The following is a 17,280-nucleotide window of genomic DNA, read 5'->3' as shown; positions in this document are numbered from 1 at the left end:
CATGTGTGCCATTGCAGGAGTCTTCGATCTTTATCACCAGGCCGATATCGATCCGGTCTTGTTGCAGCGCATGACCGACATCCAGCGCCACCGCGGCCCGGACCAGAGCGGCATGCACCGCGAGGCCGGCGTGGGACTGGGGCACCGGCGCCTGTCTATCATCGACCTGGCGGGTGGCCAGCAGCCGCTGTTCAATGAAGATTACACGGTGGCCGTGGTCTACAACGGCGAAATCTACAATTTTCAGGCGCTGATGCGCGAATTGCAGCAGTTTGGCCACATCTTCCGCACCCACTGCGACACCGAAGTGATCGTCCACGCCTGGGAACAATGGGGCACGCGCTGCGTCGAGCGCTTTCGCGGCATGTTTGCCTTTGCCCTGTGGGACCGCAAGCAGCGCAGCCTGTTCCTGGCGCGCGACCGGCTTGGCGTCAAGCCCTTGCACTACGCCATGCTGGACAACGGCCACCTGCTCTTCGCCTCCGAAATCAAGGCCTTGCTGGCCCACGACCAGCTGCGCCGCGACCTTGATCCGCTTGCCATTGAAGACTATTTCGCCTACGGCTACATTCCCGAACCGCGCACCGTATTCAAGCAGATCCGCAAACTGGAACCCGGCCACAGCTTGCTGCTTCGCCACGGCAGCGCTCCGGCGCAGCCAAGGCCATACTGGGACGTGTCCTTCACCCCGCACCACGTCATCAGCCCGGCACAGGCGGCGGACGAGCTGATCGAACGTCTGCGTGAGGCAGTGCGCATCCGGCTGGTGGCCGAGGTGCCGCTGGGCGCATTCTTGTCTGGCGGTGTCGATTCCAGCGCGGTGGTGGCCATGATGGCGCAGGAATCGGCCGCGCCGGTCAACACCTGCTCCATCGCCTTTGATGACGCCCAGTTCGACGAGTCGTCATACGCTCATCTGGTGGCCGAACGCTACGCGACCCGTCATCACATCCAGCGCGTGCAGCAGCACGACGCCGCGTTGATCGACCGCCTGGCCGGCTTATATGACGAACCATTTGCCGACAGCTCGGCGCTGCCCACTTACCGCGTCTGCCAGCTGGCGCGCCAGCGCGTCACGGTGGCGCTGTCCGGCGATGGTGGCGACGAGAACCTGGCCGGCTACCGCCGCTACCGCTGGCATCTGCACGAAGAGCGCTTGCGCTCGCTGCTGCCGCTGGGACTGCGCAAGCCGCTGTTCGGCGCGCTCGGCGCGTTGTATCCCAAAGCCGACTGGGCGCCGCGCCCGTTGCGCGCCAAAAGCACACTGCAAGCTTTGGCGCGCGAATCGGTGGCGGCCTACTTCCACGGCATCAGCATCATGAAAGACGAGATGCGCACGCAGTTGTTCAGCCCGGCGCTCAAGCGTGACCTCGGCCAGTATCATGCCGTCGAAGCACTGCGGCGGCACGCGGCCGCCTGCCCGGCGCGCGATCCGCTGTCGACCATTCAGTACCTGGACCTTAAGACCTACCTGCCGGGCGACATTCTCACCAAAGTCGATCGCGCCAGCATGGCGCACGGCCTGGAAGTGCGGGTGCCGCTGCTCGATCACACGCTGGTGGAGTGGATTTCCGGCCTGCCGCCCGCGCTGAAGCTGCACGGCGGCGTCGGCAAATACCTGTTCAAGCGGGCGCTGGCGCCCTACCTGCCGGACAACCTGCTGCACCGGCAGAAGATGGGCTTTTCCGTGCCGCTGGCCGACTGGTTCCGCAGCCCCCTCGCGAGCCGCCTGCAACGCAGCCTAAGCAGCCAGATCCTTGCGGACAGCGCAATGTTCAACATGGATTATGTGCAGCAGCTGTTCCAGCAGCATCAAACCGGACGGCGCGATCACAGCGCGCCGTTGTGGTCGCTCTTGATGTTTGAAGCCTTCCTGCGCCAGTGGCAAGAATCGCCGGAACAATACGCAGAACGGCAGGCGGCATGATGCGCATCCTGCACATCCTCGACCATTCCGCGCCGCTGCACAGCGGCTATACCTTCCGCACGCTGGCCATCCTCAGCCAGCAGCGCAAGATGGGCTGGCATACCATCCACCTGACGAGTGCCAAGCAAGGAGACATCTGCGGCGAGCAGGAGATCGATGGCTGGCATTTCTTCCGCACGCCGCCGGCCGGGCATTGGTGGACGCGCCTGCCGGTGCTGCGGCAACTTGCCATCATCTCGGGGCTGACGCGCCGCATGCGGCACATTGCCAAGGCCGCGCGCCCGCACGTGCTGCATGCGCACTCGCCGGCGCTGAACGCCATCGCCGCCCTGCGCGTCGGCCGCGCACTGAACATCCCGGTGGTGTACGAAATCCGCGCTTTCTGGGAAGATGCCGCGGCTGATCACGGCACCAGCCCAGCCGGCGGCCTGCGCTATCGTCTCAGCCGCGCGCTGGAAACCTACGCCTTGCGCCGCGTGGACGCCGTCACCACCATCTGCGAGGGGCTGCGTACCGACATCATCGCTCGTGGCATACCGGCACCGCGCGTCACTGTCATTCCGAATGCGGTCGACAGCCAGCGTTTCCGCGCCGCGCCGCCGCCAAACCCCATACTGGCACAACGTCTGGGCCTGCACGGGCAACCGTTGCTGGGATTCGTCGGCTCGTTTTACGCCTATGAAGGACTGGACCTGCTGCTGCAAGCCATGCCGCCCATGCTGAAAACCGTGCCTGCGCTGCAATTGCTGCTGGTCGGCGGCGGCCCGCAGGAAAGCAGGCTGCGCAAGTTGAGCGCTCAACTCGGTCTGCAGGACCAAATCCACTTTGCCAGCCGCATTCCACACGAGCAGATTACCGAGTATTACAGCCTGATCGACATCCTGGTCTACCCGCGCCTGCCGATGCGGCTGACTGAGCTGGTGACGCCGCTCAAGCCGCTTGAGGCGATGGCGCAAGGCCGCCTGGTGGTGGCATCGGACGTCGGCGGCCACCGCGAGATGATCGAACATGGCAAGACCGGCATGCTGTTCAAGGCCGGCAACGCCGACGCGCTGGCCGCCCAGATACTGCACCTGCTGCGCCATCCTGAGCTGTGGCCGGATTTGCGCCAGCAAGCCCGCGATTACGTCGAGCGCGAGCGCAACTGGAGCGCCAGCGTGGCCCGATACGGCGACATCTACCAGCGCCTGCTGGCGCCAAACCCATGAACGGGCTGCGTATTGCCCTGATTGGCCCGCTGCCGCCGCCGGCCGGTGGCATTGCCAATCAAACCGTACAACTCGCGGACCTGCTGCGCGATGCCGGCGCCTCGGTGGAGTTGGTGCAGGTCAATCCACCATGGCGGCCTGCCTGGGCAGCTCCGATGCGCGGCATGCGCGCCGCACTGCGCTTGCCGCCTTACCTCTGGCAACTATGGCGCGCCGCCGGCCGGGCGCAACTGCTGCATGTGATGGCGAACTCAGGCTGGTCATGGCACTTGCAAACCGCGCCGGCAATCTGGATCGGCTGGCTGCGCGGCAAAGGCGTGGTGCTTAATTATCGCGGCGGTGAAGCCCCGCAGTTTCTTGACCGCAGCGCCACGCTGGTGTGTTTCAGCATGCGTCGCGCGCACGCCGTCATCGTGCCCTCCGCCTACCTGGCGCGAGTATTCGCGCGCTACGGCATCATCGCGCAAATAGTGCCAAACATCGTGGATCTATCGCGATTTCGGCCGGCGCCTGCTCGCCCCGCTGGCGCGCACATATTGATTGCACGCCATCTGGAACTTTTGTACGACCACGCCACCGCCCTGCACGCGTTTGCCCTGCTGCGTCAGCATCTGCCGCAAGCACGCCTGACCATCTGCGGTGAAGGTCCCGAATTACTGCGCCTTCGCCTGCTGGCCGCCTCCCTGCAACTGCAAACTGCGGTGCACTTCGCTGGCAAAACCGGAAACGCTGACATGCCGCAGTTTTATCGCCAGTCCGATGTTGCGCTCAATCCCAGTCTGGCCGATAACATGCCCAACTCGGTACTGGAAGCATGGGCCAGCGGCGTGCCGGTGGTCAGCACCAACGTCGGCGGCGTGCCGGACATGATTCGCGACGGGGTGGATGGCTTGCTGGTGCCGCCCGGCGATGCCCAAGCGATGGCGGCGGCAATGCACATGGTGCTGACCTCCTCCGGCCAGGGACATGCATTGTCCACTGCCGGCCTGTCCAGCGCGCAACGCCACAGCTGGCAGCGCGTGGCGCCACTGTTGATGGGACAGTATCGCCGGGTGCTCAACCGTCCGCCCCGCTCCGGTTACACGGCCCTGGTTTCCCTCGCGGTCTTCCCGCTGCACGAACGTTTCAAGCGCCACCACACGCCGCCGCTGCGGCGCAAGATGGAAGCGAGTCAGTGGTGGTCAGCCGACCAGATCGAGGCGTTGCAGGTCGAGCGCCTGCGCGCACTTCTGCTGCACGCGTCCGAGCATGTGCCGCACTACCGTCAACAATACGCGCGCATCGGTTTCGACGCCACCCGCGTGCACGACGTGCGCGATCTGCGCTGCCTTCCTCTGCTGCGCAAAGCCGACATCAACGGTCACCGCGACGACTTTCTCTCCGATGCTGCCGGCCGCATGCAACGTTTCAGCACTGGCGGTTCCAGCGGCGAGCCGCTGATTTTCTATCTTGGCAAGCAACGCATCAGCCACGACGTGGCCGCCAAATGGCGCGCCACGCGCTGGTGGGGCGTTGACATTGGCGACCGCGAAGCCGTCATGTGGGGCTCACCGATAGAATTGCACGCCCAGGACCTGTGGCGTGCCCGTCGCGACCGCCTGATGCGCAGCGACCTGCTGCCGGCCTTCGACCTGTCGCCAGCCCGCCTCGACGACTACCTCGCACGGCTGCAAAAACAGCGTCCCGCCATGCTGTTCGGCTATCCCTCCGTGATGTGCCTGTTGGCGCAGCATGCACAATCGCGCGGCGTGGCACTGGACAAACTGGGCGTGCGCGTGGTCTTTGTCACAGCGGAACGGCTGTACGAGGATCAGCGGATCTTGCTGAGCGGCGCCTTCAACGCACCGGTGGCCAATGGCTACGGCGGCCGCGACGCCGGCTTCATCGCCCACGAGTGCCCGGAGGGCGGCATGCACATCACAGCCGAAGATGTCATCGTCGAGATTCTAGATGCGCAAGGACAACCGGTGGCGCCGGGCGAGAACGGCGCCATCGTCATCACCCACCTGGCCAGCAAGGATTTCCCCTTCATCCGCTACGCCACTGGCGATGTCGGCGCGCTCGACACCCGCGCCTGCCCCTGCGGGCGCGGACTGCCGCTGCTGAAACGGGTAGAGGGCCGCGTTACCGATTTCGTCGTCGCGCGCGATGGCACGGTCATGCATGGACTGGCGCTCATCTATATCCTGCGCGACTTGGCGCAAGTACGCGCGTTTAAGATTATCCAGGAAAGCCTGGATTGCACGCGCGTGCTGCTGGTAAGTGTGGATGGCCTTCCGCCAGCCCTCCGGCTCAGCATCATCACCCAATTCCGCGCCCGGCTTGGCGATACCGTGGAAATCGTGATCGAGGAAGTCAGCGCGATACCGGCGGAAGCGTCTGGCAAACACCGTTATGTCGTCAGCAAAGTGGGAGCGCCGTCATGCCCTTGATTATCGATAGCCTGATTTTTCTGGTGCTGGCCTTTACCTTGCACAAGCTGCGGCAGGCACATCTGCTCTTATTCGACCTGCGTGACCAATCGCGCCAGGATAACGTCACCCTTTTCCGTCAGCTGGAGGCACTGCAAGGCCTGTACACCGAACTCGATCTCAGAACCAGCCTGCCTCCCACGCGTGGCTGGGCAGCCTCGCCGGATTTTCTGCTGGAACTGGCGCGTCACGCGCGCTCGGCCAAGCCACAAACAGTGCTGGAATGCAGCAGCGGCACCTCGACGCTGGTGTTGGCGCGCTGCATGCAATTGAATGGCGCTGGCAAGGTGTTCAGTCTTGAACATGATCACTACTATGCGGAGCAGACCCGGCAGCAGCTGCAGCGCCATGGTTTGCAGGACTGGGCGCAAGTGCTGGACGCGCCCTTGCAGTCACAAGCGCTGGCTGGCGAAAGCTGGTCTTGGTACGAGCTCGGCGCGCTGCCGTCCGGCCTGGCTATCGATCTGCTGGTGATCGATGGCCCGCCACAGACAACCCGCGCCTTGGCCCGCTATCCCGCCGGGCCGCTGCTGTTTCCGCAACTGACTGCGGGCGCGCACGTGTTCATGGACGATGCCGGCCGCAGCGACGAGCAAGCCATCGTCGCGCGCTGGCGGCAGGAATTTCCCATGCTGACGCATGCCACCCGCGTCTGTGAGAAAGGCTGCGCCGTTCTCATAAAACCGATCTGACCATGGCGGTTTCCGCCGCATGATCGCTGTGATACCGGTCGCGCGCGGCGCGCTGCGCAGATTGATGCGCTGGCAGCGTAGCAGGCATCAACTCCTCACCCCACAATGCTCCCTGCCCGAACATGCGTTCCAGGATGCGCTGCCCAACGTTCACGCGATAATGCGACGCCTCCCAGTAATTTTCCATCTCGGCGCGGCGGCTCAGTTGCGGCGGCGCTTCCATGGTGACGCTGTTAAATCCCGAAAAATCAAAAACGCGCGTGTCGCAGCCTGATTTGCGGTGTTCCTCCGCCAACGCCGCCAGCCGGGCCTGCCACGCCTCCAGCGCGGGCCATTTTCCCGCCCAATACAAGACGTCGCTGGTCATGGCATGCGTGGGATTGACGTACAAACGCACGCGCGTGCCTGCCTGGCACAGAACCGTCAGGCTGCGATCCAGTTCCTGCATGGCGTCCGGCGTTGGCCCGCTGCCGCGTGCAAAGTCGCGTACGCGCGGCAACATGGCGGCGCCGGCGCCGCCCAGGCTGGTGATGCGCTGTTGCACGCAACGACCGTCGCGCTGTCCCAGCAAGGCCAGGCTGGACAGGCACACGCCGCCAAACGTGCCACGCAATACGCGCAGTGAATCGAGTGTCATGTCCACGCTGAGCGCGCGCTTGATATTGATGAACCAGCGTCGCAGAAAATAGTAGCGGTCGGCCGCCACCAGTTCGCGGTCAAAATCCGTATTGCCGATTTCCATCGAAAAGGATGGCGCATCGACGCCCCATACCACCGTTTCCAAAGTGCTGACCGTCGTCGCGTGACGTACCATGGCTGCCGCATCGCCCAACGAAGCACCGGACAAAGCCGCATTGAACACGCGCCTTTGCCCAAAGACAGGCGTTTGCGCCGGCAGTCCCAATTCCGTGCGCGAATTGCCGACGTACAGCACTTGGGGTTGGAAGCGTGCCAGCGCGTAAGTCTTGCCCCAGGGACTAAGTTTTTCCCGCCCTGGCAGCAGCCGCCGCAAGTGTGGCGAGTCCCACTGGTGGATCAGGTAGGGATCCACCAGGTAATTCAGCGTCGCCACCGCGCCGCTCGCCAGTAGCGTGATGCCCGAAAACAGCACCACGTAACCGCGCCATGCCACTTGGGTATCCATGTTCAGAATTGGAAATAGAGAAATTCGCTGACCCGGTTCATATTGAACAGGCAGCCCAGAAACAACAGCGCCATCACCGCGCTGCGCCATTTGGCCGGCGACCAGCGCAGCGGCTGATCCAGGATTTCTTGCGTATTCGGTGCAAACAGCGCCAGCACCATGGCCAGCAACAACGCGGGAATGGCCGGACCGCTAAAGTCGATCCAGCGGATGCCGTCAAAGGCCGGATGCCAGCCCAAAGCATCCAGCGGTGCAGCCAACCTCGCAGCGCCGTGCGGCAGGGAAACTCCATTCAGGCCGGCCATGCCTTGCAAGACCTCGACTGCCGTCGCCACATCCGGTGCGCGGAACACTACCCAGGCCAGCATCACCGCCAAGATGGTCAGGCAACGCCCCCACCAGCGTGGCATAGCCGCGCCCGCCACCGCCTGCCATACCTGATGCAGCACCAGATAAATGCCGTGCAGTGCACCCCACAGCACAAACGTCCAGCCGGCGCCATGCCACAGGCCGCCCAGCAGCATGGTCAGCATCAGGTTGCGATATCGCTGCAGCGTGCCGTGACGGTTGCCGCCCAGCGGCACATACAGGTAGTCGCGCAGAAAGCGAGACAGGCTCATATGCCAGCGCCGCCAGAACTCGCTGATATTTGCAGCCTTGTAGGGAGAATTGAAGTTCAGTGGCAGACGCACGCCAAACAGACGCGACAAGCCTATCGCCATGTCGGAATAGCCGGAAAAGTCGAAATACAGCTGAAAGGTATAGGCCAGCGTGCCGATCCAGGCTTCCACCAGCTGCGGTTGCGCGTTCGGTGCAAACACCGGCCCTACCAGCACGGAAATGGGGTCCGCCAGCAGGACTTTTTTGCACAGGCCCAATACGAATATCGACAAACCGATGCCGATATCGGCCATGTCCAGCCGTACGGGCCGGTCAAACTGCGGCATCATGTCCTTGTGGTGCAGCACCGGCCCGGCGATCAAATGCGGGAAATAGCTGACAAACAAGGTGTACTGCACCAGCCGGTACTCGCCGGCGCCGGCGCGGTAGCAATCGACCAGGTAGGCAATCTGCGTGAACGTGAAGAATGAAATGCCTACCGGCAGCACAATCGCCCAGCCATGCCACTGCGCGCCAAGCTGGTTCATGCTGTCGATGAAGAAATTGGCGTACTTGTAGTAGCCCAGCACAACCAGATTCACCACAACGCCGAACAGCAGCAGCCGGCGATGCTGCGCGCACCAGTAATTGAAGACGATTGATCCCAGCAGCAAAGGCAGGTAGCGCGCGTCCCAATGGCCGTAGAAAAACAACGATGCTAGCGCCAGCCATCCCGCCGTCCAGCCCGGCCGCCAGCGCAACAGCGTGAAATAGCCGCCCAGCACCACCGGCAAGTACAGAAACAGGAAGCTGAACGAGTTAAACAGCATCGCTCAGTTCCCGGTAACAGTCGGCGATACGCAACGCCACGCGCTGCCAGGTGAAGGCCTGGACCAGCGCACGCACCTCGGGGCGTCCGGGCGGATGATCGATCAAGCTCCGGATCTCCCGGCCTAAGGCGTCTGCATCATTCCAACGCAATTGTTTGAGCGCAAATGCGCTGTCCGGCAGGCTGAGCGCGCTTTCATCCGTCATTACCACTGGCGTGCCGCCGGCCAACGCCTCCAGCACGCAGAGCGGAAACACCTCCCCCTGGCTGGGCAACGCCAGCACCGAGGCCGCCGCATACGTGCTTGCCAGCAAGGGATCGTGGTGATCCAGTTGTCCCAGCCAGTGTACTTTCGGCCAGTGAAGCAGCTGCTGCAAATAATCCTGATGCTGGCGCTGCGCCTGGCCGATCAGCACCACCGGCAAGCCCAGCCTGTCCAATGCCCGCACCAGTCCCAGCTGATTCTTGTACGGCGAGATCGAGCCCACCATCAACACAAACGGTCCGACCACACCCGTACGGGAGCGGAACAGATATTCGTCGGCACGGAAGAAGTGCTCGCCAATTCCATTTGGCAGCAGGCGGATGCGGGACGGAGCCACCCGGAAACCATCTACCAGCGCGGCCTGCTCTGCCGGTCCCAGCGCGACCACCAGCTGCGCCAGTTGCAGGGCACGTTTGGTCTGAGCGTAGCTGGTCTGCACGGCCCACTGCGTAAGACGGCCCGTGAGACGGTCAGCGATGCGCGCGCGCATCGCCGTATGGCGGTTCCACCCCGGCGACAGCAAGGCCGACAGCACCACCGGCACGCCCAGCTCGCTGGCGAGTTCGACCACACGGTAATTGCCGTTAATCGCGGAAAAAACGTGGACGACGTCATAACTATCCAGCCGATCACGGTTCGGGTCGACCAGTTCCACCTCCAATGGCAACTGGCGCAGGGCCTGCATGGTCGACCGCACCTGCACCTGCAGGCCGCCTTCGCGCTGGAACAGCATGGGATAAGACAGAATACCTATGCGCATAGCCGCCTCTTATCGGTGCAGCAGCGCCAGGGCCTTGCGCGCTGCCATCGTGCATTCATCGGCCAACGCGTGGCGCAGAGCGCGCATGGTCGCCAGCCAGAACAGGAAACAGATCAGTGCCGGCCACAACAACAGCCCATCACGATCGCCGAGCCACATCGCCGCCGCGCCGCCCAGTGCAACACTGGCGGCCAGCGCACTACGCCAGCTTGCAGCCGCGAGGTCGCGCAATTGCAGACCCGTCAGTTCGTGCAGATAAGCGTAGGTCAGCCCGCTGCGGAACAGCGCGCCTGCCACCACAGCCCAGGCGATCCAGTGCAGGCCGAACGGCGCCGCCGCCAGCACGGCAAGCACCCGGACCGGCACCGCCAGCGTATCCAGCCGCGCTTGCGCCCTCACCTCGCCCATGGCCACAAACAGGTAGCGCGCCATGCTGAACAGGCTGTACACAGCAGACCCGATGCACATCACCCGGATTACCGGCACCGCGGCGTCCCATTGATCGCCGTACAGCAACCGCACCAGCGGCTGCGCCATCAGCGCGATAAAACCAAAAAATGGCAAACTCAGCGCCGTCATGTGGCTGACCGTGGTGAGATAGGCCTGGCGTAAGTCATCTCCGGCGCGCGCCTGGGCGGAAAACAGCGGAAAGATCACCGGTGAAATCGCGGCCGTCACCAATTGGTTGAAGACGTTGATGACGCCCATGGCCTTGCCGTAAATGCCCACCTCGGCCACGCCGGTCATCTTGCCGATGATAAGATCGGGTGCCGCGACGCCGGCTTCATCAATCAAGGTGCCGGCCGTGGACACCGCACCAAACGACAGGATCTTGCGTGCGCCGCGTAACGACGGCAGCCACGGCAGGTCGCCCGGACGGCAACACAGGGTGGTCAGCACGGTGGCCACCGCGCCCGCCACCGCCCCCACCGCCAGACTGAGGTAGCCCCAGCCATGCATCGCCAGCAGCATGGAACAAGCTGCCTGGACAGCGCACTGGCTGACATTGATGGCAAACACCGCCCGAAACCGCATCAGGCGGCGTAAATACGGCAAGGCCACGGCGCTGAAGGGCACTAGCAGGAAATTGATCGCGAGCAGTTGCAACACCATGCGCAAGCGAGGTTCGTGATAGAACCAGGCCGCCGGATAGCTGCCGGCCAACACCAACAGCGCCAACGGCCAGGCGATCAGCATGTTGACGCCCAGCGCCGCGCGCAGCTTGTCGCGGTCCAGCGTCTTTTCCTGGATCACATAGGCGCCGACACCGAAATCGCGCAGCACCTGCACCAATCCGACCAGTACGGCGCCGATCGCATACACGCCCACTGCCTCCGGCGTCAGCCAGCGTGCCAGCACCATGGCGGACACTGTGTTCACCACCAGCAGCGTGTACTTCTCGGAGAACGACAGCATAAAGGACAGGCGCGCCTTCATAGCAGTCCCCGGTAGAAGTCCCGTACCTGCTGGCCCACCACGGCATGACTGTAGCGTTGCTCCGCCTCCTGCCGTCCATGGCGTCCCATCCCGGCGCGACGCGCGCCATCGGCCAGCAACTCGCCAACCATGACCGCAGCGGCGGACACATCATCCGCCGGCACCAGCAAACCGCCGCGGCTGCCGCGCAAGACGTCGGCGCTGCCGGGAACATCGGTTGCCACGGCCGGCACGCCGCAGGCCATCGCCTCGATGGTGGCAATGCCAAAGCCCTCGTTCCGGCTCATCAGCACATGCACGTCGAGCGCGGGCATCAGCTCATGGACAGCTTCTACAAAACCGGTGAAGATCACCCAAGGCCGCACCCCCAACTGTTCCGCCTGCGCACGCAAGCTGGCCTCCAGCGGCCCGCTGCCGGCCAGCACGAGGTACAGGCCTTGGAAACGCTGCCGCAGTTGCGCGAACAGCAGCAGCAACAGTTGCGGGCGTTTTTGCTGGGACAAACGTCCGACCGCACCGATTACCAAAGCCTGCTGTGGCAGATGCCATCGCCGGCGCGCCTCCATCCGCACTGACAGCGAGGGTCTGAACTGATCGACATCCACGCCATTCGGTATCACCGCCAGGCGGGTGGACGCTAATATATACGGCCGATACGCTGCCATGAAATGCTGCATGGCTGATTCCGACACCGCGTAAATGCCGCGCACGCCGCAAAAAGCCTGCTTCAGCAGCTTGTCGTGCCAAGGCGTGAAGCCGTGCGGCGGAAAGGCGTTGTGCACGCTGATGACGGCTGGCAACCGGCAGTGCCGGGCCAGCCACAACATGGAGGCGCCGTAGTGCGTCCAGCACAGCGCCACATGCACCAACTGCGCCCGGAATGCGCGCAGCCGACCGGCCGCGAGCCAGCGGGCGCGCCAATAGCGCAACTGACGCCAGCGCCACGGCCCTTCAAAGAACGGCGGCGCGCTGAACTGCGCGACGGTGATCTGCTCGGACGCCAGGCGTTGCGACCAGGCATCCAGCCCGTCAAACTGACGCAGCGCCAGCACGCCGGTGTAACCGGTCGACTGCAGGTAGCGCACTTCCTGCGCCATGCGCAATTCCATGCCGCCCAGCTCGCCGGAATAGCTGGTGACCAGAATGGTTGGACGGCTGCGCGGCGCGCCGTGCCATGCCTCGTGGAAGTAGCCGCGCAGGAAGGCAAGTTCCCAGCGGTGCCGAAATTTGCGGCTGGCGTTGCCGCTCAGCGCCGCGCCTGCCCATGCCGCCAGCTCCAGCAGATAGCGCATCAGCATCCAGCGTGGCACGCCCAGGCGCTCTGCGAAGCGCCCCGGGCATTCCTGCCGATATTTTCCGCGCCCGAAGCGCCACGCTTTCCGCAGGATGTAATCAATCTTTACCTGGTGTCGGCGAATGTGGTGCGCCACCTGTGGTGCGCGGCAGAACCTGGCCGGATGCCCGGCAGCCGCCAGCCGACGGGTGAACTCCGTTTCGCTGCCCATTGCATAATCCGCGCCATTGGGACCGATGCTGGTGTCAAAGCGGTGCCCGGCTGTGAAAATCGCGCGCCGCACCGCCATGTTGGCGCCCCATACCAGCCCTGGAAACACCGGACCGTCCGGCAGCACCGGCGAGGTCAGCCCGTAGGTCAGTCCGGTCGGAATCAAGGGGAGCAGCCAGGCCGGCGGTGCTTCCGCCCAGTCCGGGACGATGGCGCCACCAAATACGTCGTGGTCGGGATGGGCAGCGGCGCAGGCCTGCCACTGCTGCAGCCAGTCTGGCGCCGGCAAGGCGTCATCGTCGGTAAAGATGAAGAGGTCCTGCGCGGCGCCCGGCATCGCCAGCGCCGCATCCAGCGCGTGATTCAAGGCGCGGTTCTTGCCGGCCTGTGCTTCATGCAGGCGCTGCAGCGGCAGGTGGCGGTTGTAGCTGGCCAGCAGTTGCGCCGTGCCGTCAGTGCTGCCGTTGTCGATGATGAGCAAGCGCCATCCACCCGCCGGCACGGCGAGACGGCAATACGCGTCCAGCACCATCGGCAAAGTGCCAGCCCCATCGCGCGTCGCCATGAGTACGGTCAACAAGGCCAGCCCTCCCCTGTTCTAAGATCGCAAGAGCAAAAAGCCAGTGTACTAACAGGCTCAAACGCTTCGTTGAGCCACGTCAACGACTGCCATGCGCGACATACTCATCACCCTCATTGTTTTTGCCAGCCTGCCGCTGATCGTGAAAAATCCGGTCAACGGCGTGCTGATGTGGATCTGGATCAGCGTCATGAACCCGCACACCCAGGGCTGGGGTTTCGCCACCACCTTCCCGTTCGCACAAATCATCGCGGTGATGACCATTTTTAGCCTGGCCACCTCACGTGCCCCCAAGAGCCTGCCGCCCAGCGGCATCACCTTCGCCCTGCTCGCCATGGTGCTGTGGATGAACGTCACCACCTTGTTTGCCATCTTTCCCGCCGCCTCCCAGATACAACTCGGCAAGGTGATGAAAATTATGCTGATGAGCCTGATCACCATGGTGGTGATCCGCAGCCGTCAGGATGTGCACCGCATGATCTGGGTACTGGCGATATCGCTCGGCTTTTATGGCGTAAAAGGCGGTATCTTCACCGTGCGCGAAGGGGGCAACTTCCGCGTCTGGGGGCCGACCGGCACCTTCATCGGCGGCAACAACGAAATCGCACTGGCGCTCATCATCGCCATTCCGCTGATGCGCTACCTGCAGCTCAGCAGCGACAAGCCGTGGGTTCGGCGGGGCTGGACGGCGGCCATGCTGCTGTCGGCGATGGCGGCGCTGGGCTCGTATTCGCGCGGCGCCCTGCTTGCGATCGCCGCCATGATGCTATTGATGTGGCTGAAGAGTCACAAGAAGATGCTGGGCGCGCTGCTGATCGCGCTGTTCGCACCGTTTGCCGCCTTGTTCATGCCGGACCGCTGGACCGAGCGCATGGACAGCATCACCGACTACCAGTCCGACAATTCCGCCATGGGCCGCATCAACGCCTGGAACATGGCCTACAACCTGGCCAAGGACCGCTTCTTCGGCGGCGGGTTCGAGATCGCCGAGCCTTCGGTATTTTATCTGTACGCGCCTAACCCGGCCGACGTGCATGCCGCCCACAGCATCTACTTCCAGGCGTTGGGCGAACACGGCTTCATCGGACTGGGGCTGTACCTGTTGTTGGGCACGCTGACCTGGCGCTCCGCGGCCTGGGTGGCGCGCAACAGCCGCAATGATCCCGACCTGCAATGGGCCAGCAACCTGGCCAAGATGATTCAGGCCAGCCTGATCGGCTTCGCCGTCGGCGGGGCCTTCCTGAGTTTGCTTTACTTCGACGTTCCCTACTACCTGATGGCCGCCGTGGTGGCGCTGCGCGCTTTGACCGAGCAGCGTCTGGCGAGCCGTCCCACCGAGGCCTGCCGATGAACCGCCTGTCGATCCTGATTTACCACCGCGTATTGCTGCGGCCGGACCCGCTATTGCCCAGCCTGCCCGACGTGCGCCGTTTCGACCGCCAGTTATCGCTGCTGAAGCGCTGCTTCCACGTGCTGCCGCTGAGCGCCGCCTTGCGCGGCCTGCAGCAGCAAACCCTGCCGCCACGCGCGGTGGCCATCACCTTCGACGATGGCTACGCCGACAACGCCGACTTCGCGCTGCCCGTGCTGCAGCGCCACGGCCTGCACGCCACCTTTTTCATCGCCAGCGCCTACCTGAATGGCGGCCAGATGTGGAATGACGACGTCATCGCGCACGCGCGGGCAGCCCGGCTGGCGCCGCAAGCGTTGGATCAGCTGCTGCAGCAACTGAAATACCAACCGTTTGAGGACCGCCAACGTACCGCCCGCGCCCTCGCCCCGCCGCGTCAGCGGGACCTGATGATGACCAGCGCCCAGGTGCAAACGCTGGTGCAGGCCGGCATGGAAATCGGCGCTCACACCTATCGCCACCCGATCCTGGCGGCGGTGCCGGACGCGGAAGCGCTGGCCGACATCCGTCATGGCAAGCACGTATTGGAAGAGATTATCCAGTTGCCGGTCACCACCTTTGCCTATCCAAATGGCAAGCCTGGCGCGGACTACCACCAGCGCCACGTCGACATGGTGCGCGCGTTGGGCTTCACATCGGCCTTCAGCACCGTCGCCGGCGCCGCTTACGAAGGCAGCGACCTGCTGCAGTTGCCGCGCTTCACGCCCTGGGAGCCGGATCGCATGCGGTTTCTGCTGCGCTTGCTGGCGCAGCGGCGGGTTGCGGTATAGGGTGATGCTGCAACCACTGTTCCAGCATCATCAGCACCCACACCATGGTGCCATGGTAGGCAGGATGCTCGCGCACCAGCTTGTGCATGAGCTGGTCAATGAAGTCTGACCGTACCACGCGGCGCCGCTTCAGATCGCTGAGACTGTCATAGGCCAGCGCGCCCAGATGCGCATCCGTCTGCAGCCACTGGCCAAACGGCATGCCAAAGCCGTGCTTCTTCTTGCGCAGGATGGCGCCTGGCAGATGCCGGCGCAAGGCATGCTTGAAGAAATAGCGCAGACGCGTGCCGTTCAGCTTGTCGGCCGGCGGCAGACGGGCTGAAAATGCCAGCATATCGTCGCTCAGGAACGGGAACGCCGCCTCGACGCCAGCCAGCTGGCATGCCGTGGCGACCTTGCGCAAGTCGTTGTCGGCCAGCGTGTAGCGCAAATCCAGCGCCTGCATGCGGTTGATCTGGCTGAGGCCGTGAGATTCCCAGTAGCATGCGTTCAACTGTCCCAGCGGCGCAGCCTGATCGACGGTAGCGAGAAAGTCGCCATGCAAGACTTGGGCCGGGCCATAATGCTGCAGCAGATTGTAGGTCTCCAGCCGCGCCGGCATCGGCACCAGCGCTTGTTCGACATAGCTGCGTGCCTTGCGCAGCAGGCGCAGATCCGCCTTGCCGGCGAGACCAAACAGCAGCGGCTCAAGCGCCATCTGGCGCAGACTGGATGGCAGTTGCTCGTAGCGGGCAAACACGGCCTGGCGGGCGTAGCGCTCATTGCCGCCGAACAGTTCGTCCCCGCCGTCGCCGCCGATCAGCCGGGTAACGCCATCCGCGCGCGCCATCTGCGCACAAAAATACGCCGGGACAATGGAAGAATTGCCAAACGGCTGATCACATGCCGCGGCGATGCGCGGAATAGCATCGGCAACATCGCCCGCAGTCAGATAATACTCATGGTGCCGAGTCTTGAAATGCCGTGCTGCGATGCGCGCGTATGCCATTTCATCATAGCCATCGACGTCAAACCCGATCGAGTAAGTGCGCGCGGCTTGCCCCGTGACCTTGCCCAGCATGCCGGCCAGGGTGGAGCTGTCGGTGCCGCCGCTAAGAAAGGCCCCGACCTCGTCTCCTGCCGCCTGCTGGACGGCATCGTGCACAATACCGAGAAACTGCCGTTTCATGACCGCAAACGGCAGCGCGCGCTCCTCGTGGAAGCGCATACGCCAGTAAGCCCCCCGCTCCACGCGGCCGCGCTGGTACAGCAGATATTCGCCCGGCAGCAGGCGCTGGTGCTTGCTGTACACACTGAGCGGCGCCGGGATGACGTGGAAATACAGATAGTTGTAGATCGATTGCGCATCCAGCTCGCCAGCCGGCAGCGCGGAGGCTTCCGTCCCGAAACGCAAACCCTGCGCGTCGGCATGGTAGTGCATGCTGTGCACCCCGCTGCGATCAATCGCCAGCAACACCTGACCGGCGGCGTAATCGATGATACAGGCCGCGAAATGTCCGCCCAACTCGGCACAGGCCGGAGCGCCGCGCGCGCGCCAGGCAGCGGCAAAGCGGGCCGCCACCTGCTGGTCACTGCCATCCAGTCTGGCGCGGCCCCACACCGCTGCCGCCAGCCCGGTTTCCCGGTGCATGCTGAGCCTTGGGTCCTGCCTGGGGGCAGACACGTCAAATCCGGCTGCATCA

The 17,280-nt window shown here is 63.9% G+C and carries 12 protein-coding genes; 6 read left to right on the top strand and 6 right to left on the bottom strand.

Going from position 1 to position 17,280, the window contains the following annotated elements:
* Position 1 precedes the first annotated feature (1 nt).
* The 4 genes from ABDW57_RS18485 to ABDW57_RS18470 are packed head-to-tail and all read left to right on the top strand — an operon-like array spanning position 2 to position 6,298.
* Positions 2-1,927 (top strand): XrtA/PEP-CTERM system amidotransferase, encoded by a 1,926-nt coding sequence (locus ABDW57_RS18485; protein WP_343731640.1) that lies wholly within the window; start codon positions 2-4, stop codon positions 1,925-1,927.
* Entirely contained in the window at positions 1,927-3,135 is a 1,209-nt protein-coding gene (locus ABDW57_RS18480) for a TIGR04063 family PEP-CTERM/XrtA system glycosyltransferase (RefSeq protein ID WP_343731713.1), read from the top strand. Before ABDW57_RS18485 ends, ABDW57_RS18480 begins: the two co-directional genes overlap by 1 nt.
* Positions 3,132-5,567 (top strand): glycosyltransferase, encoded by a 2,436-nt coding sequence (locus ABDW57_RS18475; protein ID WP_343731639.1) that lies wholly within the window; start codon positions 3,132-3,134, stop codon positions 5,565-5,567. Before ABDW57_RS18480 ends, ABDW57_RS18475 begins: the two co-directional genes overlap by 4 nt.
* On the top strand, positions 5,558-6,298 hold the full coding sequence (locus ABDW57_RS18470) for a class I SAM-dependent methyltransferase (protein WP_343731638.1): 741 nt from the start codon (positions 5,558-5,560) through the stop codon (positions 6,296-6,298). Before ABDW57_RS18475 ends, ABDW57_RS18470 begins: the two co-directional genes overlap by 10 nt.
* Here ABDW57_RS18470 and ABDW57_RS18465 read toward each other — a convergent pair.
* The 5 genes from ABDW57_RS18465 to ABDW57_RS18445 are packed head-to-tail and all read right to left on the bottom strand — an operon-like array spanning position 6,282 to position 13,417.
* Positions 6,282-7,532 (bottom strand): hypothetical protein, encoded by a 1,251-nt coding sequence (locus ABDW57_RS18465; RefSeq protein ID WP_343731637.1) that lies wholly within the window; start codon positions 7,530-7,532, stop codon positions 6,282-6,284. The genes ABDW57_RS18470 and ABDW57_RS18465 overlap by 17 nt on opposite strands.
* The gene (locus ABDW57_RS18460; protein WP_343731636.1) at positions 7,445-8,872 is read right to left on the bottom strand and encodes an MBOAT family protein; all 1,428 of its coding nucleotides are present in this window, start codon (positions 8,870-8,872) and stop codon (positions 7,445-7,447) included. The genes ABDW57_RS18465 and ABDW57_RS18460 overlap by 88 nt, the downstream gene beginning before the upstream one ends.
* Positions 8,862-9,896, bottom strand: coding sequence for a glycosyltransferase family 4 protein (locus ABDW57_RS18455; RefSeq protein ID WP_343731635.1), 1,035 nt, complete (start codon positions 9,894-9,896; stop codon positions 8,862-8,864). The genes ABDW57_RS18460 and ABDW57_RS18455 overlap by 11 nt, the downstream gene beginning before the upstream one ends.
* Before the next feature lie 9 nt (positions 9,897-9,905).
* Positions 9,906-11,333 (bottom strand): lipopolysaccharide biosynthesis protein, encoded by a 1,428-nt coding sequence (locus ABDW57_RS18450; protein WP_343731634.1) that lies wholly within the window; start codon positions 11,331-11,333, stop codon positions 9,906-9,908.
* Entirely contained in the window at positions 11,330-13,417 is a 2,088-nt protein-coding gene (locus ABDW57_RS18445; RefSeq protein WP_343731633.1) for a glycosyltransferase, read from the bottom strand. The genes ABDW57_RS18450 and ABDW57_RS18445 overlap by 4 nt, the downstream gene beginning before the upstream one ends.
* A 91-nt stretch (positions 13,418-13,508) precedes the next feature.
* Between ABDW57_RS18445 and ABDW57_RS18440 the strand changes: the two genes are divergently transcribed.
* Positions 13,509-14,768: a putative O-glycosylation ligase, exosortase A system-associated gene (locus ABDW57_RS18440; RefSeq protein WP_343731632.1), complete on the top strand. Its 1,260-nt coding sequence runs from the start codon at positions 13,509-13,511 to the stop codon at positions 14,766-14,768.
* Entirely contained in the window at positions 14,765-15,598 is an 834-nt protein-coding gene (locus ABDW57_RS18435; RefSeq protein WP_343731631.1) for a polysaccharide deacetylase family protein, read from the top strand. The genes ABDW57_RS18440 and ABDW57_RS18435 overlap by 4 nt, the downstream gene beginning before the upstream one ends.
* Here ABDW57_RS18435 and ABDW57_RS18430 read toward each other — a convergent pair.
* Entirely contained in the window at positions 15,528-17,228 is a 1,701-nt protein-coding gene (locus tag ABDW57_RS18430) for an asparagine synthase C-terminal domain-containing protein (RefSeq protein WP_343731630.1), read from the bottom strand. The two genes, ABDW57_RS18435 and ABDW57_RS18430, sit on opposite strands and share 71 nt — an antisense overlap.
* Positions 17,229-17,280: the final 52 nt, after the last annotated feature.

Origin of the sequence: Duganella sp. (assembly GCF_039595735.1) — a bacterium.
In the GTDB taxonomy this organism is placed as follows: Bacteria; Pseudomonadota; Gammaproteobacteria; order Burkholderiales; family Burkholderiaceae_D; genus Rugamonas.
This window is presented reverse-complemented; position numbering and strand designations above follow the sequence as displayed.

Coding starts and splice junctions, on each gene's coding strand:
- ABDW57_RS18485 (WP_343731640.1), top strand. CDS start 2: ATGTGTGCCATTGCAGGAGTCTTCGATCTTTATCACCAGGCCGATATC.
- ABDW57_RS18480 (WP_343731713.1), top strand. CDS start 1,927: ATGCGCATCCTGCACATCCTCGACCATTCCGCGCCGCTGCACAGCGGC.
- ABDW57_RS18475 (WP_343731639.1), top strand. CDS start 3,132: ATGAACGGGCTGCGTATTGCCCTGATTGGCCCGCTGCCGCCGCCGGCC.
- ABDW57_RS18470 (WP_343731638.1), top strand. CDS start 5,558: ATGCCCTTGATTATCGATAGCCTGATTTTTCTGGTGCTGGCCTTTACC.
- ABDW57_RS18465 (WP_343731637.1), bottom strand. CDS start 7,532: ATGGCGCAGCGCGGTGATGGCGCTGTTGTTTCTGGGCTGCCTGTTCAA.
- ABDW57_RS18460 (WP_343731636.1), bottom strand. CDS start 8,872: ATGCTGTTTAACTCGTTCAGCTTCCTGTTTCTGTACTTGCCGGTGGTG.
- ABDW57_RS18455 (WP_343731635.1), bottom strand. CDS start 9,896: ATGCGCATAGGTATTCTGTCTTATCCCATGCTGTTCCAGCGCGAAGGC.
- ABDW57_RS18450 (WP_343731634.1), bottom strand. CDS start 11,333: ATGAAGGCGCGCCTGTCCTTTATGCTGTCGTTCTCCGAGAAGTACACG.
- ABDW57_RS18440 (WP_343731632.1), top strand. CDS start 13,509: ATGCGCGACATACTCATCACCCTCATTGTTTTTGCCAGCCTGCCGCTG.
- ABDW57_RS18435 (WP_343731631.1), top strand. CDS start 14,765: ATGAACCGCCTGTCGATCCTGATTTACCACCGCGTATTGCTGCGGCCG.
- ABDW57_RS18430 (WP_343731630.1), bottom strand. CDS start 17,228: ATGCACCGGGAAACCGGGCTGGCGGCAGCGGTGTGGGGCCGCGCCAGA.